This is a genomic window from Micromonospora halophytica, from assembly GCF_900090245.1.
GTDB lineage: Bacteria > Actinomycetota > Actinomycetes > Mycobacteriales > Micromonosporaceae > Micromonospora > Micromonospora halophytica.
On the sequence record NZ_FMDN01000006.1, the window covers coordinates 160,343 to 179,785 of the forward strand.

Below are 19,443 nucleotides of genomic sequence, written 5' to 3' on the forward strand. Positions count from 1 at the left end.
GCGAGGTGACATCCCCGGTGGCGCGGGTAAGCGTGCGGCCGAGCTGGAAAGGGGTCTTGAGCATGCAGCTGTCCTTCCTGCGCCCGCTCTACGACCGGCCCGGGCCGTGGTGCTCGGTATACCTGGACGCCTCCCGGGACACCCACGACGCGCATCCACAGGTCGACCTGCGCTGGCGGGCCCTCAAGGGCCAGCTGCTGGAGCAGGGCGCCGACGCCGGGAGCATCGACGCGATCGAACGGGTGGTGCGCGGGCACGACCCGATGCCGGGGGACTACGGCATCGCGGTCTTCGCCACCCGAGGTCACGTGGTGCTCACCGAGTACCTGACCGCGCCGCCGCTGAAGGACCTGGCCGTCTGGTCCGACCTGCCGCACACCATGCCGCTGGTGGCCCAGCGGGGTGAGCAGGTCGCCTGGGTGCGGGTGCTGGCCGACCGCACCGGGGCGGACGCGATGGCGGTCAGCGCGGGCGGGGTGCCCCGCCGGGCACATGTGCAGGGCCGGGAGAGCTGGCAGCTGCGCCGGGTGCAGCCGGGCGGCTGGTCACAGTCCCGCTACCAGCGCGCGGCGATGGAGGCGTGGCACCACAACGCCGGCGACGCGGCCGCCGCCACCGTGGAGCTGGCCGAGAAGGTCGGCGCCGAGGTGCTCGTGGTCGCCGGTGACGTCCGCGCCACCGGCATGATCGCCGCCCAGCTGCCCGAGCGCTGGCAGGACATGGTGGTCCGCACCGACGCCGGCGCCCGCAACGTCGGGGCCGACGACACCCTGATGGACGACGTGACCGTGCAGACCATCGCGGAGGTCGCCGAACAGCGGGTCGCCGCCGCGCTGGACCGCTTCGGCATGCAGGAGGACGTCGGGGCCGGGCTGGACGCCGTGGTCTCCGCCCTGCAACGCAACCAGGTCGACACCATGCTCATCGTCGACGACCCGTCGGCGAACGGGCAGCTCTGGATCGGCCCCGAGCCCACCGACATCGCCACCGACCCGGGGCAGCTCGCGGCCGTCCGCGACCCGCAGCGGGCCCGGGCCGACGCCGCCCTGGTCCGGGCGCTGGTCGGCACCGACGCCGAGCTGACCGTCCTCGGCCCGGACGAGGCGCCCGACCTGACCGACGGCGTCGGCGCGGTGCTGCGCTACGTCGACGCCGGCACGCCCGGACGTGGCAATGGCTGACCGGACGGCGGCCGACCTGGTCGTGGACCGGCTCCGGGCCTGGCGGGTGCCCCGTGTCTTCGGCTATCCGGGGGCGGCGATCGCCCCGGTGGTCGAGGCGCTGGACGCCGCCGGGGGCGACCCGGAGTTCGTCCCGGCCCGGCACGAGGAGACCGCCGCCTTCATGGCGACCGGGCACGCCAAGTTCACCGGGGAGATCGGCGTCTGCCTGGCCACCCAGGGACCCAGCGCGGTGCACCTGCTCAACGGCCTGTACGACGCCAAGCTGGACAGCAAGCCGGTGGTGGCGGTCGTGGGGGAGGACATCAGCGGCCCGCTGGGCGGCGCGCACGAGGAGATCGGGCTGAGCCGGCTCTTCGGCGACGTCTGCAACCAGTTCGTCCGCTACGCCCGCTCCCCGGCGCACCTGCCGGTCCTGCTCGACCAGGCGTTCCGGACCGCCGCCGCGACTCGCAGCCCCACCTGCGTGGTGTTGCCCCGGGCGGTGCAGGAGACCGTCGTGCCCGACCTGCAGCCGTACGCGGCCGGGGTGGTGACCGCGACCCCGGGGGAGCCGCTGGCCCGGGTGCTGCCGCACGACGCCGACCTGGGTGCCGCCGCGTCGCTGCTCACCGTGGGACACCGGGTGGCGATCCTGGTGGGCCAGGGTGCCCGGGGTGCAGCCGACGAGGTCGTCGCGCTCGCCGACCGGCTCGGCGCGGGGGTGGCCACCTCGCTGCTCGGCAAGCCGGTGCTCGACGAGCGGCTGCCCTTCCACACCGGGGTGCTGGGCGAGGTGGGCACTCCGGCGGCGGCGCAGCTGATGGGCGGGGCGGACACCCTCCTGCTGGTCGGCACGAACGACCCGTGGACCGACTACTTCCCGATGCCGGGCCAGACCCGCACGGTGCAGATCGACATCGACGGGCGGCGGATCGGCAACCGTTACCCGGTGGACGTGCCGCTGGTCGGCGATGCCGCCGAGACGCTGCGCGCTCTGTTGGCCCGGGTGGCGGACCAGCCCAACCGGCAGTGGCGGGCCACCGTGGAGGGCTCGGTCGACCGGTGGCGCCGGCACGCCGCCGCCCGGGCCGCCGAGCCGGCCGAGCCGGTGAACCCGCAACTGGTGCTGCACGAGCTCTCCGCCCGGCTGCCCCGCGTCGGCGCGGTCGCCGTCGACGTCGGTTCGGTCACCTACTGGTACGCCCGCCATCTGGAGCTGCCGCCCGGGGTGAACGCCCAGCTCTGCGGCACCCTCGGCTCGATGGGCTGCGCCCTGCCGTACGCGGTCGCGGCCAAGCTGGCCCGGCCGCGCGAGCCGGTGGTGGCGCTGGTCGGCGACGGGGCGATGCAGCTCAACGGCCTGGCCGAGCTGATCACCGTGGCGGACCGGTGGCAGGAGTGGGCCGACCCGCGGCTGGTGGTGCTGGTGCTCAACAACCGCGGCCGCTCCGGCACGGGCGGCGGGCGGCCGCATCTCGACGCCGCGACCCGCCGCCGCCCCGAGGTGCCGTACGCCGGTTGGGGTCGGCTGCTCGGCCTGCACGGCGTCCGGGTCGACCGGCCGGAGCTGGTCGGGGCGGCCTGGGACGAGGCGCTCGCCGCGGACCGGCCCTGCGTGCTGGAGGCGGTGGTGGACCCGGCGGTGCCGCTGCGCCCGCCGGAGCCGGCCCTGGCCGATCTGCGGGGGATCTTCGCCGAGGGCGACGCGGTGCGGCGGGTCCGCGACACGATGCTGCGGGCCCGGACGGCGGTCGAGGCGGAAGACCTCGTTTAGCCGTTTTCCGGTCGGGCATCAGGAGACCCCGCCGTTTCCAGGAGGTTCCATGTCCGACGCCGTCGACCGCCGCTACGGCCCCGCGCCACTGCCGCAGCCCCGGGGCGTGGTCTCCGCCGCCCTGGTCGACGCGCTGCGGCAGCCGCCGCACGACCTGCCGACGGACCTCGGCGCGCAGCTGGCGACGGGGGACCCGCTCGGTGACGAGGACCTCCAGCTGACCCTGTTCCTCTGCTACGAGCTGCACTACCGGGGCTGGCAGGGAGTGGACGACGACTGGGAGTGGCAGCCCACGCTGGTGGTGCTCCGGTCGGTCGCCGAGCGGGCCTTCGAGGCGGCCCTGCGCCGGCTGGCCGGGCCGCTGCCGGCGGTGCTGCCCGCCGGCGTGCCCCGGGCGCTGGCCGACCTGGTGGCCGCCGACGACGGGCCGTCGCTCGCCGCCGCGTTGCAGCGCCGGGCCACGCTGGCGCAGTTCCGCGAGTTCGTCACGCACCGGTCGATCTACCACCTGCGCGAGGCCGACCCGCACAGCTGGGGTCTGCCCCGGCTCGGCGGGCCGGCGAAGGCCGCCCTGGTGGAGATCCAGATGGACGAGTACGGCAACGGCCGGCTGGACCGGATGCACGCCGAACTGTTCCGTGTCACCCTCGACCGACTCGGCCTGGACACCGGGTACGCCGCCCACCTGGACCTGGTCCCGGCGGTCACCCTGGCCACGAACAACCTGATCTCGCTGTTCGGGCTGCACCGGCGGCTTCGCGGCGCGCTCCTGGGCCACCTCGCCGCCTTCGAGATGACCTCGTCGCTGCCGAACCGCCGCTACGGCAACGGGCTGCGCCGGCTCGGTCTGGACGAGGTGGCCACCCGCTTCTACGACGAGCACGTCGAGGCCGACGCCGTGCACGAGCAGATCGCCGCGTACGACCTGTGCGGTGGGCTGGCGCGCGCGGAGCCCGGGCTCACCGCCGACGTGCTGTTCGGTGCGGCCGCCGCGCTGGCGGTGGATCGGCTCTTCGCGGCGTACCTGCTCGACAGCTGGGCCGTCGGCCGGTCCTCACTGCGTCCGGCACCCGAGCCCGTCGCCCTTCCCGCCGCAGCCTGACCCACCCGCCGGTCAGCTCTCGCGGTCGGTCCCGGCGCGGAAGTTCACCGCCTTGTGGGTGCCGTCGCAGAACGGCTTGAGCGCCGACTTGCCGCACCGGCACAGCGCGACCGTGCCCCGCCGTGCGTCGATGGTGCGCCCGTCGGGTGTGACCAGGGCGAAGTCGCCCCGGACCAGCAGTGGTCCGTCCGGGTAGGGGGTGATGACTGCCGCCGCGTCGGCGGTGGGGTCCTCGGCGCTCATGCGTCGGATGTGCCCGTGCCGGTTCCGCCGAAACTCCTGCGTGACGGCTGTCCCGGCTGGGCGGTCCCGGACCGGGGGCACCTCGACCGGCGTACCGCCACCGACCCGGTGATTGCCCCCAATGCACCGTTTAGACCCCATCGGTACGGGAAGCCGGGCCGCGTGGTGAGCGAACGAGGCAAGGTGGGGCCGGTGCCCGAGGTGCAGAAGGGGCTCGTGGCCGAGGGCGCGGGCCTGGCCGGCGACCGGGTCGTGGCGGCGGGCAGTACCGCGCGGGTGCTGGTGGCGGCCGCCGCCAGGGCGCTGCGCGGCGCCGACTGCGCCGACCTGGGCCAGCCCACCCCGCTGTCCCGGTTCACCGCCGCGCCCGAGGCGGTACGCCGTGCCGCGGCCGCCCGGGCCGCCGGACGCGTCGCGCTCACCCCGGACCAGACCGCCGAGGTCGAGGCCGAACGGGTGGCCCGGTGGCTCGTCGAGCAGTACCCCCGCCGGCGCTACCCGGGAGTGGTCGTGGGCTCGCCGCACGCCGCCGCGGTGCACCTGGCGGTCGCGCTCGGCGTACCGTGGCTGCCGGCCGGCTTCGAGATGAGCGCGCACTGGAGCCGGGGAGCGGTGGACCGGCCCCGGGCCGCGCTCGACCACGGCGCGGCGCTCGCCGCCCGGCTGCTGGCCGGCAACCCCGACCTGCACGTACGGCAGGTGCACTGCCCGGCCAGCCGGGGCGCGCTGGCCGGGGCGACCGTGTCGCTGCTGGCCCGGTGGCGGGCACTGCCGCTGGCGTACGCCCGCTTCCTGGCCGACCGGCTGCTGCCCGGTGCCCCGGTGCTGGTCGTCCGCGACGCCCGGACCTGGCCGGTGCTGGACGAGGGCCGGGGTCACAGCTTCCAGCTCGGCTGCCCGTCCAGCGGGCTGGAGCCGGTGGACTTCCACCCGGACTCGCCAGCCCTACGTCAGGTGCTGCGGTCCGCCGGCGGCAACGGCGCCCACTGGGAACCGACCGAGGTCTCCTCGGCCGGGGAACACGCCGAGCACGGGGTGGAACCGGGCTTCGCCGAGGCGGCCCGACGCTGGGCCCAACGCCACGGCCACGGCCTGCACGAGGTGCTCTTTCCGCACCCGGCCGCGCTGAGCGCCGCCGTCGCCGACCTCTACCGGCGCTGGCTGCGGCGGGCCGGCAAGACCGGCAACCGGTTGGTGGTCGAGTGCGGCCGGCTGCTCGACCCGTGGCAGGTGGTGCGGGCGGGGCTGGTGCCCTACTGGTGCGAGAACGCCACCCGGCGCAGCGTCGAGGCGGTGGAGTGGTGGCTCGCCGGCAGCGAGCCGTTCAGTTCGGTGGACGTGCTGCCGGAGTCGCCCGGCATGCGTACGCCGGCGGTGGCCGGACTGCCGCAGTGGCTCGCCGTCGCCGCGTTCGGTCGCCGTCGTCGGGCCCTGGACCGGACCGCCGCCCGCGGCTATCCGGTCGCCACCGTCCCCACCCGCCGGGCCACCGAGGTGCTCCGCAACCAGCCGTACGACCTGCCGGTCCCGCCGCCGCTGGCCGCCGCCGAGGCCCTCGCGGCGCTGCGTGAGGGCGGCGCCCCGCTCGGACTGGCCGTGACCTGACGGGCGGAAACCGGACGCCGGGCGGGCTGGCACCCGACCCGGCGGGCCGAGCCGCCGAAACATCCTCGCGAACCCCGGGTCCCGTGATTGAGTACCTACGGAGCGGGAACACCGCTCGCTGCGACGGCCCCACATGCCGTGCGGCGCGCTCTCTGCCGCTCCCGCGCGTCCGGTGACACCGGCGCGTCACGTGACCCAACTTCCGGCCCGGTGCGTGGCCCGACCACGCGCACGACCGGCTCCGATCCGGGCGGGGGACCTTCCTGAGGGAGGCGCGGATGTTCGGACAGACCACCACAACCACACCACCGCCGACGAACGAGCGCGGCCTGGAGGACCTGGACGCCGCGGCGCTGGCGTACGCGGCGCGGATCGAGGGTCTGCCGCCCGAGCGGCGGCAGGAGGCACGGGACGACCTGGTCCGGTTCGCCCTGCCGTTCGCCGGCCGGCTGGCCCGCCGGTACCGGGGGCGGGGTGAGCCGCTGGAGGACCTGGAGCAGGTGGCCCGGCTCGGCCTGGTCAACGCCGTCGACCGGTACGACCCGGAGCGGGGCTCGTTCACCGCGTACGCGGCCATCACCATCGTCGGCGAGATCAAGCGGCACTTCCGCGACCGCACCTGGGGGGTGCACGTGCCCCGCCGGCTGCGCGACCTGATCCTGGAGGTCGGGCAGGCAACCGCGGCGCTGACCAGCGAGCTGTCCCGCGCGCCCAGCGTGGCGGAGCTGGCCGCGCGGCTGGAGACCCCGGAGGAGGAGATCCTCGCCGCGCTGGAGTCGGCCGCCGGCTACAGCCCGGCCTCGCTGAACGCGCCGGTCGGCGGGGAGAGTTCCGCCGAGTTCGGCGACCTGGTCGGCGAGTCGGACAACGCTCTGGAGTCGGTGGACGACCGGGTGACGGTCAGCGGGCTGCTGCACCGCCTGCCCTGGCGGGAGCGGCGCATCCTGGCCATGCGCTTCTACGGCAACCAGACCCAGGCGGAGATCGCGGCCCGGTTCGGCATCTCGCAGATGCACGTCTCCCGGCTGCTGTCGCGCGCGCTGACCTGGCTGCGCCAGGCCATGCTGGCCGACGCTCCGCCGCCCTGGCAGAACGGCGCCGCCGAGACCGGGACCGGGCGCAACCGGATCGCGCTCAAGCGCACCGGCGACCGGGTGGTGGTGGAGGTCGGCGGCGAGATCGACCGGGACGGCGCCGACCAGTTGCGCCGGGTGATGCTGGAGGCGGTCACCGGCCGGCCCCGCGAGGTCGTGGTCGACCTGGACGGCGCCGGTGGGGTCGACGCCGGCGGGATCGCGGCGCTGATGGCCGGCCGGGACGCGGCCGCCCGAACCGGCGTCCCGCTGCGGTTGACCCGGGTGCAGCCGGCGGTACGCCGATCGCTGACGGCGGCCGGTCTGCCGGCCACCGTCGACGCCTGAGCACCTGTCACCCGACCCCGGCGCGGCTGTCCGCGCCGGGGTCGGCCGGCACCGGCCCCTCGTCCCGGCCGTCGACAGCCGACCGTCCGGAGTGGGCGGGCCCGTGGCGACGGCGGCAGAGGAGGCACATGGCCGTCGACGCGCGACCCCTTGCCTTGTGGACCCACCCCTCACTGCGGTGCGGGCCCGCGCGGAGTACGCCCAGGCCCCGCACCCGAGCGGTCTCGACGTACCCCGCTCAGTGCTCCTCGGTGTCGCCGTGCCCGCGCGGGTGCCGCCACCGCTCGCTCTCCTGCGACGCCCGCTCCGCGTCCGGGGCGCCGTTCTCCGGCGCGTCGGTCTCCTCGAAGCTGGGTCGGCGCACCTCCTCCGGCTCCGGCACGTCCACCGGCCGGGCGCCGGACTGCGGGGCGGGGTGGTAGGCCACCGCCTCCCGTGCGCCGTGCGCACCCTCGGCCGCCGGCGACTCCGGTAGGTGCTTCTCCCGGTGCAGCTCCTCGCGGAACTCCTGCGGCGGGCGGGTGGTGCGCTGCGGCAGGTCCCGGCCCAGGTCGGCGACGAGCGGGCCGTACTTGGCGTCGAAGGCGGGCCGCTCGGAGCGGATCCGGGGCATCCGGTCGAAGTTGCGCAGCGGCGGCGGGCAGGTGGTGGCCCACTCCAGGGAGTTGCCGAAGCCCCACGGGTCGTCCACCGTCACCATCGCGCCGTAGCGCCAGGACCGCCAGGCGTTGTAGATGAAGAACAGGGTGGAGATGCCGAGCACGAACGAGCCCACCGTGGAGATGATGTTCAACGTGGTGAAGCCGTCACTGGGCAGGTAGTCGGCGTACCGGCGGGGCATGCCCTCGTTGCCCAGCCAGTGCTGCACCAGGAACGTGGCGTGGAAGCCGACGAACATCGTCCAGAAGTGGAGCTTGCCGAGGCGCTCGTCGAGCAGCCTCCCGGTCATCTTCGGGAACCAGAAGTACACGCCGCCGAAGGCGGCGAAGACGATCGTGCCGAAGAGCACGTAGTGGAAGTGGGCGACCACGAAGTAGGTGTCGGTGACGTGCCAGTCGACCGGCGGGCTGGCCAGCAGCACCCCGGAGAGGCCGCCGAACAGGAAGGTCACCAGGAACCCGACGGCGAAGAGCATCGGGGTCTCGAAGGTGATCTGCCCCTTCCACATGGTGCCGATCCAGTTGAAGAACTTCACTCCGGTCGGTACGGCGATCAGGAAGCTGAGCACGCTGAAGAACGGCAGGAGCACCTGGCCGGTGCCGAACATGTGGTGCGCCCACACGGTCATCGACAGCACGGTGATCGCGATGGTGGCGAACACCAGGCCGGTGTAGCCGAAGATCGGCTTGCGGGAGAAGACCGGAATGATCTCGGTGATGATGCCGAAGAACGGCAGCGCCACGACGTAGACCTCGGGGTGGCCGAAGAACCAGAACAGGTGCTGCCAGAGCAGTGCGCCGCCGGTGGTCGAGTCGAAGACGTGCGAGTCGAGGAGCCGGTCCGAAGCCAGCGCGAGCAACGCGGCCGCCAGCAGCGGGAAGATGAAGATCACGATGACGCTGGTCAGCAGGATGTTCCAGGTGAAGATCGGCATCCGGAACATCGTCATCCCGGGCGCGCGCAGGGTCAGGATCGTGGTGATTATGTTGACCGCGCCGAGGATCGTGCCGAGGCCGGAGATGGCCAGCCCGATCACCCACAAGTTGGCGCCGACTCCCGGCGAGTGTTCGGCCGTGCTCAGCGGTGTGTAGGCGAACCAGCCGAAGTCCGCGGCGCCGCCGGGGGTGAAGAAGCTGGCCATCACGATCGCCCCGCCGAAGAGGTACAGCCAGTAGGCGAACGCGTTGAGCCGGGGGAAGGAGACGTCCGGGGCGCCGATCTGGATCGGGACGATGTAGTTGGCGAAGGCGAACACCAGCGGGGTCGCGAAGAGCAGCAGCATGATGGTGCCGTGCATGGTGAACGCCTGGTTGTACTGCTCCGGAGAGAGCAGTTGCATCCCCGGGCGGGCCAGTTCGGCCCGCAGGAACAGCGCCAGCACCCCGCCGATCAGGAAGAAGATGAACGACGTCAGCATGTAGAGCAGACCGATCTGCTTGGCGTCGGTCGTCCCGAGCAGCTTGATCAGTTTGGCACCGGGCAGGGCCGACCGGACCGGGCCGGGATAGCCCCCGAACCGGGCCGGCGCCAGAATCGCCGGCCCCCGGTCTCGTGCGGGCTCCGTGGTTACCCGTCTGGGCATGGCTCTCACCCCGTCGTCACGACAGAAAGGACGGGCGTGACTACCCGCCCCGCTGCCTATGTAACCAGGCGAGAGAGGTAATTTTCGGTCAAACCGCCGGCACGAGGGCCCAGACCACCTTGCCGTCGCCGAGCGGCGAGCTGCCCCAGCGCTGCGCCACCTCACGGACCAGCACCAGGCCCCGGCCACCCTCGGCGCGCAGCTCCGGGCAGCTGGCCCGGGCCGCCGTCGGGCTGCCGTCGGCCACCGAGACCTGCAGGTACGGCCGGCGCAGCGTCAGCGTCACCTGCATCGGCGTGTGCGCGTGCCGGACCACGTTGCCCACCAGTTCGCTGAGCACCAGCGAGGCCGGGCCCGCCAGCTCCGGGACGTTCCACCGACCGCAGGCCTCCGCGACCAGCTCCCGGGCCTTCCGACAGGCGGTCGCCACCGGCTCCAGCCGCACCCGCAGCCGGGGCGAGGCGGACGCTCCGGCCAGTTCGGTGGCCTCGGCGCAGCTGGGGCGTACCGGCACCACCCGGCAGGCGGTGGACCTGGCCAGCCAGGCCGCGGCGTCGGCCGGGGGAGCGCAGAGCACCACCGGCACGGACGGCCAGTCGGCGGCCCGCCGGGCGGTGGCGGCGAAGACGGACAGCGCCAGCCGGTCGGCGACCTCCACCCCGTCGAGGTCGACCACCAGCGCGTCCGGCTGGCTGGTCAGGCAGCGGTCCAGCACGGTGTGCACCGAGCGCATCGTGGCGAGGTCCAGCGCGCCGGCGAGTCGCACGACGGTCACCGGGGACTCGTCGTGGACCTCACAGCTGATCCGGCTGGCCATCGGCTCCTCGATTCGGCTCGCGTGCTGGCAGATCCCCGCAGGTACCCGGGGCGGACCAGGCCGAAACCGGAACGCATTCGCCCGCCATGGCCGCTCAGCGGCGATCCCCGTCACGTCGGGCGAGCAGGCCCAGACCGAGCATGCCCACCCCCAGCCCCAGGTGCAGCACCGAGACCTGGAACACCCCGAACAAGTCCGTCTCAGGCGGCCTGCAACTGGGGTACCCGTGCGCCCCGCCGGACCTGCTCGTAGAGGCCGACGTACCGCTGCGCCATCACCGCCGGGGTGAACCGGACGGCGGCCTCCCGCCGGCACTCGTCGGCATCCAGCAGGCTGGCCGCGAGCAGCAGGTCACCCAGCTCCTCCTCGTCGCCGGTGAGCAGGCCGGTGCGCCCGTGCTCGATCAGCTCGGGCAGGCAGCCGCGGGCGGTCGCCACCACCGGCGTGCCCAGCGCCAGCGACTCCACCACGGCGGTGCCGCCCGGCTCCTCCCACCGTAGCGGGAAGAGCGAAACCTTCGCCCCGGCCAGCAGGTCGTCGCGCTCCTGCCCGGCGACCGTGCCCACCCACCGGACCAGCTCGCCGTCCACATGGGGGGCCACCTCGTCGTAGAAGAACCGGACGTCCGGGTTCTGCCGGGCCTCGTCCCCGGCCGCGGCCAGGTCCTCCGGCCGGTGGTACGGCCCGACCGGCCCGGCGAGCACCAGCGGCACCCCGACCCGCTGGGCCAGCCGGGCGCCGACATCCTGCCCCTTGCCCGGGTTGATCCGGCCCAGGATGATCGCGTGGTCGCCCTTCTCCGGCCGGGGAGCGCGGTCCGCGCCCACGGCCAGCGGGGTGGACAGGTGCACGTGCCCCACGGAGTGCGCCTGCAACGCCCGGGGGGCGCGGGCGAGCTGGGCGGCGGAGACGCCGTTGACCCGGACCCGCTCACCGGCGTCCAGGTTGCCGTACAGCTCCGGGTGCTTGGCAAGGTCCCAGTGCAGGGTGTGCAGCACCGGCGGGGCGTCCGGGCCCATCGCCGAGAGGGTGGCCAGGCCGACCGCCTCCACGTGGTCGTGCACCAGGTCGATGTCGTCGCGGGCGTGCAGCTGCCGGATGACGCCGTTGAGGTGCGCCTGGGAAACCCCGCACACCTGGTTGTACGGCCGTTGCAGGGCGTGGAACTGCCCGTCGGGGAAGACCGAGAACTTCTCGTCGACCGGCAGGGTGCTGGTGTCGACCGAGGCGAGCACCACCTTCACCCCGAGCCGCCGCAGCTCCGGCACCAGGGTGGCGATGACGTTCTCGATGCCGCCGTAGCCGGGGGGCGGCACGGACAGCCAGGGGCCGGCGTTCATCAGGACCGTGAGACTCATCGCGTTGTCTTCCTTCCCTCGGCGGGGCCCCCGTCGGCCACCCGCTGCACGCCGTCGACCGACCCGTGGGGCCGGCCGTCCCGCGCCGGTCCTCGCGACCGGTCCCTCACGCCGCCACCCGCCGCCGCGGCACCCGGTGGCGCAGCTGCGCCAACGGCGGACGCTCCTGCACCGACACGTCACTGACCACGATCTCCCGGTCCAGGTTGGGCAGCGCGTCCGAGCCGCCCCGGCGGAACTGGGTCAGCAGGGCGGCCGGCATCGTGCCCGGGCTGGCCCAGCCGCGTCGCTGCAGCCGCGACCAGGCGGTCTGCATGATCTGCGCCGACATCCGGCCCAGTGCCGCGGTGTCCTGGTGGCGGTGCTTGCGCTCGCCGAGGTCCACCTGGGCCAGCGCGTCCAGCCCCACCAGCTCCAGCAGGTCGATGAGCATCGCCGTCTCCACGCCGTACCCGGAGACGAAGGGCACCCGCTCCAGCACGTCGCGCCGGCCGGCGTACTCGCCGGCCAGCGGCTGCACGAAGCCGGCCAGCTCCGGCCAGAAGAGGTTGAGCAGCGGCCGGGCCATCAGCTCCGTCACCCGCCCGCCGCCGTCGGCCTCCACGCTGTGGGCACCGACCAGCGGCCGGTGGTAGAAGCCCTTCACGAAGTCGACCGACGGATCGGTCAGCAACGGCCCGATCAGGCCCGTCACGAAGTGCGGCCGGAACTCGCGCAGGTCGGCGTCGACGAACGCGACGACGTCGCCCTCGGCGGCGGCCAGACCGGCCCAGAGCGCGTCGCCCTTACCGGTCAGCCGGGGCAGGCCCCGGGTCATCTCGTCCTGGCCGACCACCTCGGCGCCGGCGGCCCGGGCCACCTGCGCGGTCCGGTCGGTCGACCGGGAGTCGACCACGATCAACTCGTCGACCAGGGTGACCCGGTCCATCAGATGTTCGCGGATCGTCGAAACGATCGCCCCGACCGTAGCCTCCTCGTTACGGGCGGGCAGCACGACGCTGACCCGGCTGTCACCCTTGGCGCGGATGAGCCGGCGTGCCGGCCAGTCCTGCGCCGACGTCGTCCGATACGTGGCCCATGCCTCCACGACGGGTGAGACGATCGCTTCTGTATCCCGCACTGACACACCCCCAGATCGTGGCGGAAACGCGGAGTGGGTTTTCCCGAATCCGCCCGCGCGCTAACCGGATCATGCCTAACAGCTTGATCACCAAGCGTTCTCCGGCCGGTTCCGGTCAGATGAACGGTGCGTTGCGCGCCCGTCGGGTTTCGCCGTCGGCCGGCGGGGGGAGTGCTCTGCCCGCTAGTCGTGACACAGCGTCGAGAGGGTCGGTGGAATGCGTACGTGCCGGGTGGGACTGGTCGGGGCCGGTGGGGTGGCGCGACGCCATGCCCGCGTGTTGGCCGGATTCGAGGACGTGGAACTGCTCGGGGTGACCGACGTGGCCCGGGACGCGGCGGCGGAGCTGGCCGGCGCGCACGGTGGCCGTACCTTCGCCGACGTCGACGAGCTCCTCGCCGCCGGACCGGACGCGGTGTACGTCTGCGTGCCACCCTTCGCGCACGGGCCGGTGGAGGAGGCGGTGATCGCCGCGGGGGTCCCGATGTTCGTGGAGAAGCCGGTCGCGGTGGACCTGGACACCGCCGAGCGGATCGCCGCGCTGGTGCAGGAGAAGGGGCTGCTCACCGCCGTCGGGCACCACTGGCGTTACCTGCACGTCGTCGAGCAGGCCCGGCAACTGCTCGCCGACCGTCCGGTGCGGATGGTCAACGGCTCCTGGCTGGACAAGGTCCCGCCGGTGGCCTGGTGGGCGGTGCGGGAGCGGTCCGGCGGTCCGGTCGTCGAGCAGGCCGCGCACGTGCTGGACCTGGTCCGCTCGCTGGTCGACGAGGCGGTCGAGGTGACCGCGTACGGCGACGGCACGCCACCCCCGGTCGACGGCGCCGACATCGACTCGGTGACCGCCGCCACCCTCCGGTTCGCCGGCGGCGCGGTCGGCACCCTCGCCGCGGCCTGCGTGCTGACCTGGAAGCACCGGGCGGGCCTGGAGATCCTCGCCGACGGGCTGGCGCTGTCGCTGGCCGAGGACGGCCTGGTGATCCGCGACGCCGACGGCGAGCGGCGGGTCGAGTCCGATCCGGACGGCGCGCGGGTCGCCGTGGACCGGGCCTTCATCGACGCGGTGACCGGGGTCGGCGACGACGTCCGGGTGCCGTACGCCGAGGCCCTGCGCACCCAGCGGCTCGCCCTCGCGGTCGCCGAGAGCGCCCGCACCGGGCGCAGCGTCACGTTGCCCACCGGCCCGGCCGCCACCCGGTCGCTCGCTCCCGTGCCGACCGCCGTCACCGAGGGGGTGAGCGTCGATGCGTGACAAGGTCGTGGTGGTCAGCGGCCCCGGCCGGGTCGAGCTGGTCGAGCAGGACGCCGCCGAGCTGCCCGAGGGCTCGTTCCGGGTTCAGACGCTCTACAGCGGAGTCTCCGCCGGCACCGAGCTGAGCTTCGTCAAGGGCACCAATCCGTACCTCAACGTCACCTGGAACCCGGACCTGGGGCTGTTCCAGTCGGGTGCGGCGAGCACCCCGTACCCGGTCACCCGGCTCGGCTACATGCAGGTCGGCCGGGTGGTGCAGAGCCGTACCCCGGCCGTGGCCGTCGGCGCGGTCGGCGCCATGACGTACGGCCACCGCACCGGGCACGTCGCCGACCCGCTCGCGGAACGCTTCGTCGCGCTCCCCGACGACCTGGACCCGATGCTCGGCGTCTACGTCGCCCACATGGGCCCGATCTGCGCCAACGGCCTGCTGCACGCCGCCGCCGACCTGTGCGGCGCCGACGTGCGCTCGCTCGGCGACGGGGTACGCGGCCGGCGGGTCGCGGTGGTCGGCAGCGGGGTGGTGGCGCTGCTCACCGCCCTGTTCGCCAAGCGGCACGGGGCGGCCTCGGTGGTGGTGCTGGATCCGACGCCGCAGCGGCGGCAGGTCGCCGAGGCGCTCGGCCTTCAGACCCTCGACCCGGAGGCCGACGACCCGGCCGTGGTGCTGAAGACCCGCTGGAACCATGCCGCCTCCGACCGCGGCGCCGACGTGGTGTTCCAGTGCCGGGGGCAGGCGTGGGCGCTGCACCTGGCGCTGCGCCTGCTGCGCCCCCAGGGCACCGTGATCGACCTGGCCTTCTACCAGGACGGCGCGGACGCGGTGCGGCTCGGCGAGGAGTTCCACCACAACGGGCTGTCGCTGCGCTGCGCCCAGATCGGCCGGGTGCCGCGTGGGCTCGCCCCGACCTGGGACCGGGAACGGCTCTCCGCCGAGACCGTCGAGCTGCTGCGGCAGTACGGCGACGTGGTCCGCGAGCACCTGGTCTCCGCGGTGGTGCCGTTCGACGAGGCGCCGGGGCTGCTGACCGACCTGGCCGAGCGCCGCCGGCAGGAACTCCAGGTGGTCTTCACCGGCTGAACCGACCCTGGCCGGGGGCGGCTACGGTCGGCGCATGACCGTCGAGACCGCCGGACGGCCGGGTCTGGCCGCCCTGCTGCCCTACCTGCGCGCCCATCGCGGCACTCTCGTCGCGGTGGGCGCGTTGTCGCTCGTCGGCGCCGGGGCGGCGCTGGCCCAGCCGCTGCTGACCCGGCAGGTGCTCGACGCGCTGGCCGCGGCCCGCCCGGTCGCCGGCCTGGTCGTCGTGCTGGTCGTCCTGGTGGTGGCCGGCGCGGCCCTCGGCGGGCTCCGCGACTACCTGCTGCAACGCACCGCCGAGGGGGTGGTGCTGAGCACCCGCCGCCGGCTCGCCGGGCACCTGCTGCGGCTGCCGATCGTGGAGTACGACCGGCGTCGCACCGGCGACCTGCTCTCCCGGGTCGGCTCCGACACCACCCTGCTGCGGGCGGTGGTCACCTCCGGGCTCTTCGAGACCGTCACCGGGGCGGTGATGGTCCTCGGCGCCGCCACCGCGATGGCCCTGCTCGACCCGGTGCTGTTCGGGGTGACCCTGCTCGGGGTCACCGCCGGCGTGGGCTTCGCGCTCACCGTGGCCCGTCGGGTGCGCGGGCTGTCCCGCGCCGCCCAGGAACGGGTCGGCGAGATGACCTCCGCCGTGGAGCGGGCCATCTCCGCCGCCCGCACCATCCGCGCCGCCCGGGCCGAGGGCCGGGAGGCCGCCACGGTCGGGGCCAGCGCGCAGGCGGCGTACGCGGCCGGGCTGCGGGTGGCCCGGGTGCAGGCCGTCGTCGGACCGGTCAGCGCGGTCACCATCCAGGGCGCGTTCCTGCTGGTCCTCGGCGTCGGCGGGGCCCGGGTGGCGGCCGGCGCGATCACCGTCGGCGATCTGGTCGCCTTCGTGATGTTCCTGTTCTTCCTGGTCCTGCCGCTGGGCCAGGCGGTGCACGCGTACACCCAGTTGCAGACCGGGCTCGGCGCGTTGCAGCGGATCGAGGAGGTGCTGGCCGTACCGGTGGAGGCGGCCGTGGACCGTGCCGGGCCGGCGGCCGCGCCGCCCGCCGGCCCGGCGATGATCGAGTTCGACCGGGTGGGGTTCGGCTACCCGGACGGTCCGGCGGTGCTGCACGAGGTGAGCTTCACCGTGCCCGCCGGCACCCGCACCGCCCTGGTCGGCCCCTCCGGCGCCGGCAAGTCGACCCTGCTGGCGCTGATGGAGCGCTTCTACGAGGTCACCGCCGGAGCGTTGCGCATCGACGGCGTCGACGTGCGTGACCTGCCCCGCGACGCGCTGCGGGCCCGGCTCGGCTACGTCGAGCAGGAGGCCCCCGTGCTCGCCGGGACGCTGCGCGACAACCTGCTCATCGGCGCCCCCGACGCCACCGAGGCCGCCCTGCGCGACGCACTCGACCAGGTCAACCTGACCCACCTCGCCACCCGCGCCCCGCAGGGGCTGGACGTGCAGGTGGGGGAGGGCGGTGTGCTGCTCTCCGGCGGTGAGCGGCAGCGGCTGGCCATCGCCCGCGCGCTGCTCGCCGGGTCGCCGGTGCTGCTGCTCGACGAGCCGACCAGCAACCTCGACGCCCGCAACGAGGCGGCGCTGCGCCGGGCCATCGACGCGGTGGCCCGGCGGCGCACCCTGCTGATCGTCGCCCACCGGTTGGCCACCGTCGTCGACGCCGACCAGATCGTGGTGCTCGACGGCGGGCGGGTGGTCGCGGTCGGCACATACGACGAATTGACGGTCACCAGTCCGCTCTACCGTGAGCTCGCCGCCCACCAGCTCCTGGTGAGCTGACCCGGCCCACCCCGCTGAGCTGCGCGGACGCCCGGCCGGCCGGCTCGGCGGCGCGCCCCGGACGAGCCGGGCAGCGATTACCCGCCCGGTTCGCGTACCGTTGCCGCTCATGGGTGTGTCGCAACGCTTGAAGAGCAGGTTCCGGCGGTTCCTCCAGCGCCCGGGGACGACGGTGGACCTGGCCCCGCTGGAGAAGCTGCTGCCACGGATCGCCGCGCGCGAGGAGGAGCTGTCCGCCCTCGACGACGCCGCGCTCACCGAGGCCGCCGCCACCGCCTCGGAGTACGTGGAGATCTGCGCGATCGGCCGGGAGGCCGCCCGGCGCGGGCTGGAGCAGCGGCCGTACGACGTGCAGCTGCTCGGCGCGATGTCGTTGCTCTCCGGCAAGGTCGCGGAGATGGCCACCGGTGAGGGCAAGACCCTGACCGCCACCATCGCCGCGTACGGGCACGTCCGGCTCGGCAACGGCCCGGTGCACGTGCTCACCGTCAACGACTATCTGGCCCGCCGGGACGCCGAGTGGATGTCCCCGGTCTACCGGCTGCTCGGGCTCACCGTCGGCTGGGTCAACGAGGCATCCACCCCTGAGGAGCGGCGCGCCGCGTACGCCTGCGACGTCACCTACGTCGCGGTCAGCGAGGCCGGCTTCGACTTCCTCCGCGACCAGCTCGTCACCGACCTCGCCGACCGGGTCCAGCCGCCGCTGAAGACCGCGATCGTCGACGAGGCCGACTCGATCCTGATCGATGAGGCCCGGGTGCCGATGGTCCTGGCCGGCTCGGTGGTCGGCGAGCAGGATCCGGTGCACGCCGCGGCGGCGCTGGTTCGCGGCCTGCGCAAGGGCAAGCACTACACCGTCGCCGAGGACGGCCGCAGCGTCGCCTTCACCAGCGCCGGCCTGGCCACCGTCGAGGCCAAGCTCGGCGGCATCGACCTGTACGACACCGAGCACGTCGGGCAGCTCTCCGCGGTCAACGTGGCCCTGCACGCGCACGCCCTGCTGCACCGCGACGTCGACTACATCGTCCGCGACGGCACCGTCGAGCTGATCGACGAGATGCGCGGCCGGGTCGCCCAGCGCCGCCGCTGGCCGGACGGCCTGCAGGCCGCGGTCGAGGCGAAGGAGGGGCTCGACGCCACCGCCGAGGGCGAGGTGCTCGGCACCATCGCCGTGCAGGCGTACATCGCGCTCTACCCGACGGTCTGCGGGATGACCGCGACCGCGGTGCTCGTCGGCGACCAGCTGCGCGAGTTCTTCGGGCTGGAGGTGGCGGTGATCCCGCCGAACACCCCGTGCATCCGCGAGGACGAGCCGGACCGCATCTACGCCACCCGGGCGGAGAAGGAGGAGGCGCTGATCGACGAGATCAGGCGCAACCACGAGCGCGGCCGCCCGGTGCTGGTCGGCACCCTGGACGTCAAGGAGTCCGAGGGCCTGGCCGCCGGGCTGAACGCCGCCGGGGTGCCCTGCGTCGTGCTCAACGCCAAGAACGACGACGAGGAGGCGGCGATCATCGCTGAGGCCGGCGCGTACGGCGCGGTCACCGTCTCCACCCAGATGGCCGGCCGGGGCGTCGACATCCGGTTGGGCGGCAGCGACCAGGTCGACCGGGAGCGGGTCGCCGAGCTGGGCGGCCTGTACGTGATCGGCAGCGGCCGGCACGACAGCCGCCGGGTGGACGACCAGCTGCGCGGCCGGGCCGGCCGGCAGGGCGACCCGGGTGGCTCCGTCTTCTTCGTCAGCCTGGAGGACGACCTGGTCGTCCGGCACGCCGGCGACACCGTACCGGCCTCGCCGCGGATGAACGCCGACGGTCTGGTCACCGACGACCAGGTCGACTACGCCGTGGAGCACGCCCAGCGGGTGGCCGAGGGCGTCAACCACGAGATCCACCGCAACACCTGGCGCTACAGCGTGGTCGTCGAGCAGCAGCGCAAGGCTCTGGCCGAGCGGCGCGAGCGGCTGCTCACCACCGACGTGGCGGCGCTGATGCTGCTCGACCGGGTGCCGGAGAAGGCCGGCGAGATGGACGAGGACCTGCTGGCCCGGGTGGCCCGCTCGATCGCCCTCTACCACCTCGACCGGCTCTGGGCGGAGCACCTGGCCGAGCTGTCGGAGGTCCGCGAGGGCGTGCACCTGCGTGCGCTGGGCCGTCTCGACCCGCTCGACGAGTTCCACCGGGCGGCGGTGCCGGCGTTCAACGACCTGGTCCCCGAGATCGAGATCCGGACCATCGCCACCTTCGAGGAGACCGAGTTCGCCGACGACTGGGAGCCGGACGCCGCGAAGCTGGTCCGACCCAGCGCCACCTGGACGTACCTGGTCCACGACAACCCGTTCGGCTCGGAGCTGGACCGGCTGATCGCCTCGGTGGGCCGGCGGCTCGCCGGCTCGCGCTGAGCTGCCCCGGTTCCCTTCCGGCGGCACCCCGCCGGAAGGGAGCCCGTGCGCGGTTTCGATCCCGGTTTGCGAGGGTAGTAGCCCGGG

At 74.2% G+C, this 19,443-nt stretch carries 14 protein-coding genes; 9 read left to right on the forward strand and 5 right to left on the reverse strand.

Annotation, left to right across the window (positions count from 1 at the left end):
* Nucleotides 1–62 precede the first annotated feature (62 nt).
* Genes GA0070560_RS11535 through GA0070560_RS11545 form a run of 3 tightly spaced genes read left to right on the forward strand, consistent with a single transcriptional unit; the run spans nt 63 to nt 4,039 of the window.
* On the forward strand, nt 63–1,181 hold the full coding sequence (locus GA0070560_RS11535) for a baeRF2 domain-containing protein (protein ID WP_091294695.1): 1,119 nt from the start codon (nt 63–65) through the stop codon (nt 1,179–1,181).
* A complete protein-coding gene (locus GA0070560_RS11540) occupies nt 1,174–2,937 on the forward strand; it encodes a thiamine pyrophosphate-binding protein (RefSeq protein WP_091294696.1) in 1,764 nt (587 codons plus the stop codon). The genes GA0070560_RS11535 and GA0070560_RS11540 overlap by 8 nt, the downstream gene beginning before the upstream one ends.
* Before the next feature lie 49 nt (nt 2,938–2,986).
* Nucleotides 2,987–4,039: an iron-containing redox enzyme family protein gene (locus tag GA0070560_RS11545; protein WP_091294697.1), complete on the forward strand. Its 1,053-nt coding sequence runs from the start codon at nt 2,987–2,989 to the stop codon at nt 4,037–4,039.
* A gap of 12 nt (nt 4,040–4,051) precedes the next feature.
* On the opposite strand, the gene GA0070560_RS11550 is transcribed toward GA0070560_RS11545, so the two are convergent.
* Nucleotides 4,052–4,282 carry a CDGSH iron-sulfur domain-containing protein gene (locus tag GA0070560_RS11550; protein ID WP_091294699.1) on the reverse strand — a complete coding sequence of 77 codons (231 nt, stop codon included), beginning with the start codon at nt 4,280–4,282 and terminating at the stop codon, nt 4,052–4,054.
* 192 nt (nt 4,283–4,474) lie between these two features.
* Here GA0070560_RS11550 and GA0070560_RS11555 point away from each other — a divergent pair, with 192 nt between their 5' ends.
* Together GA0070560_RS11555 and GA0070560_RS11560 are read left to right on the forward strand one after the other, a co-directional pair.
* A complete protein-coding gene (locus GA0070560_RS11555) occupies nt 4,475–5,887 on the forward strand; it encodes a hypothetical protein (protein ID WP_245675474.1) in 1,413 nt (470 codons plus the stop codon).
* 278 nt (nt 5,888–6,165) lie between these two features.
* Complete coding sequence (locus tag GA0070560_RS11560) at nt 6,166–7,308, forward strand: SigB/SigF/SigG family RNA polymerase sigma factor (RefSeq protein ID WP_091294701.1); 1,143 nt, start codon at nt 6,166–6,168, stop codon at nt 7,306–7,308.
* Nucleotides 7,309–7,546: 238 nt separating this feature from the next.
* Here GA0070560_RS11560 and ctaD read toward each other — a convergent pair whose 3' ends face one another.
* The 4 genes from ctaD to GA0070560_RS11580 all read right to left on the reverse strand — a co-directional run bounded on the left by ctaD (nt 7,547) and on the right by GA0070560_RS11580 (nt 12,812).
* Nucleotides 7,547–9,550: an aa3-type cytochrome oxidase subunit I gene (ctaD, locus tag GA0070560_RS11565; RefSeq protein ID WP_091294704.1), complete on the reverse strand. Its 2,004-nt coding sequence runs from the start codon at nt 9,548–9,550 to the stop codon at nt 7,547–7,549.
* Between the two features lie 88 nt (nt 9,551–9,638).
* Nucleotides 9,639–10,367: an ATP-binding protein gene (locus GA0070560_RS11570; RefSeq protein ID WP_091294706.1), complete on the reverse strand. Its 729-nt coding sequence runs from the start codon at nt 10,365–10,367 to the stop codon at nt 9,639–9,641.
* Nucleotides 10,368–10,567: 200 nt separating this feature from the next.
* Nucleotides 10,568–11,725, reverse strand: a complete 1,158-nt coding sequence (locus GA0070560_RS11575; RefSeq protein ID WP_091294709.1) for a glycosyltransferase — start codon at nt 11,723–11,725, stop codon at nt 10,568–10,570.
* Between the two features lie 106 nt (nt 11,726–11,831).
* Entirely contained in the window at nt 11,832–12,812 is a 981-nt protein-coding gene (locus GA0070560_RS11580; RefSeq protein WP_245675486.1) for a glucosyl-3-phosphoglycerate synthase, read from the reverse strand.
* Nucleotides 12,813–13,062: 250 nt separating this feature from the next.
* Between GA0070560_RS11580 and GA0070560_RS11585 the strand changes: the two genes are divergently transcribed.
* The 4 genes from GA0070560_RS11585 (at nt 13,063) to secA2 (ending at nt 19,356) form a co-directional block, all read left to right on the forward strand.
* Entirely contained in the window at nt 13,063–14,097 is a 1,035-nt protein-coding gene (locus tag GA0070560_RS11585; protein ID WP_091294715.1) for a Gfo/Idh/MocA family protein, read from the forward strand.
* Nucleotides 14,090–15,178 (forward strand): zinc-binding dehydrogenase, encoded by a 1,089-nt coding sequence (locus GA0070560_RS11590; RefSeq protein WP_091294717.1) that lies wholly within the window; start codon nt 14,090–14,092, stop codon nt 15,176–15,178. The genes GA0070560_RS11585 and GA0070560_RS11590 overlap by 8 nt, the downstream gene beginning before the upstream one ends.
* A gap of 34 nt (nt 15,179–15,212) precedes the next feature.
* Nucleotides 15,213–16,955 (forward strand): ABC transporter ATP-binding protein, encoded by a 1,743-nt coding sequence (locus GA0070560_RS11595; protein WP_091294720.1) that lies wholly within the window; start codon nt 15,213–15,215, stop codon nt 16,953–16,955.
* 109 nt (nt 16,956–17,064) lie between these two features.
* A complete protein-coding gene (secA2, locus tag GA0070560_RS11600) occupies nt 17,065–19,356 on the forward strand; it encodes an accessory Sec system translocase SecA2 (RefSeq protein WP_091294723.1) in 2,292 nt (763 codons plus the stop codon).
* The last annotated feature ends 87 nt before the right edge of the window (nt 19,357–19,443 follow it).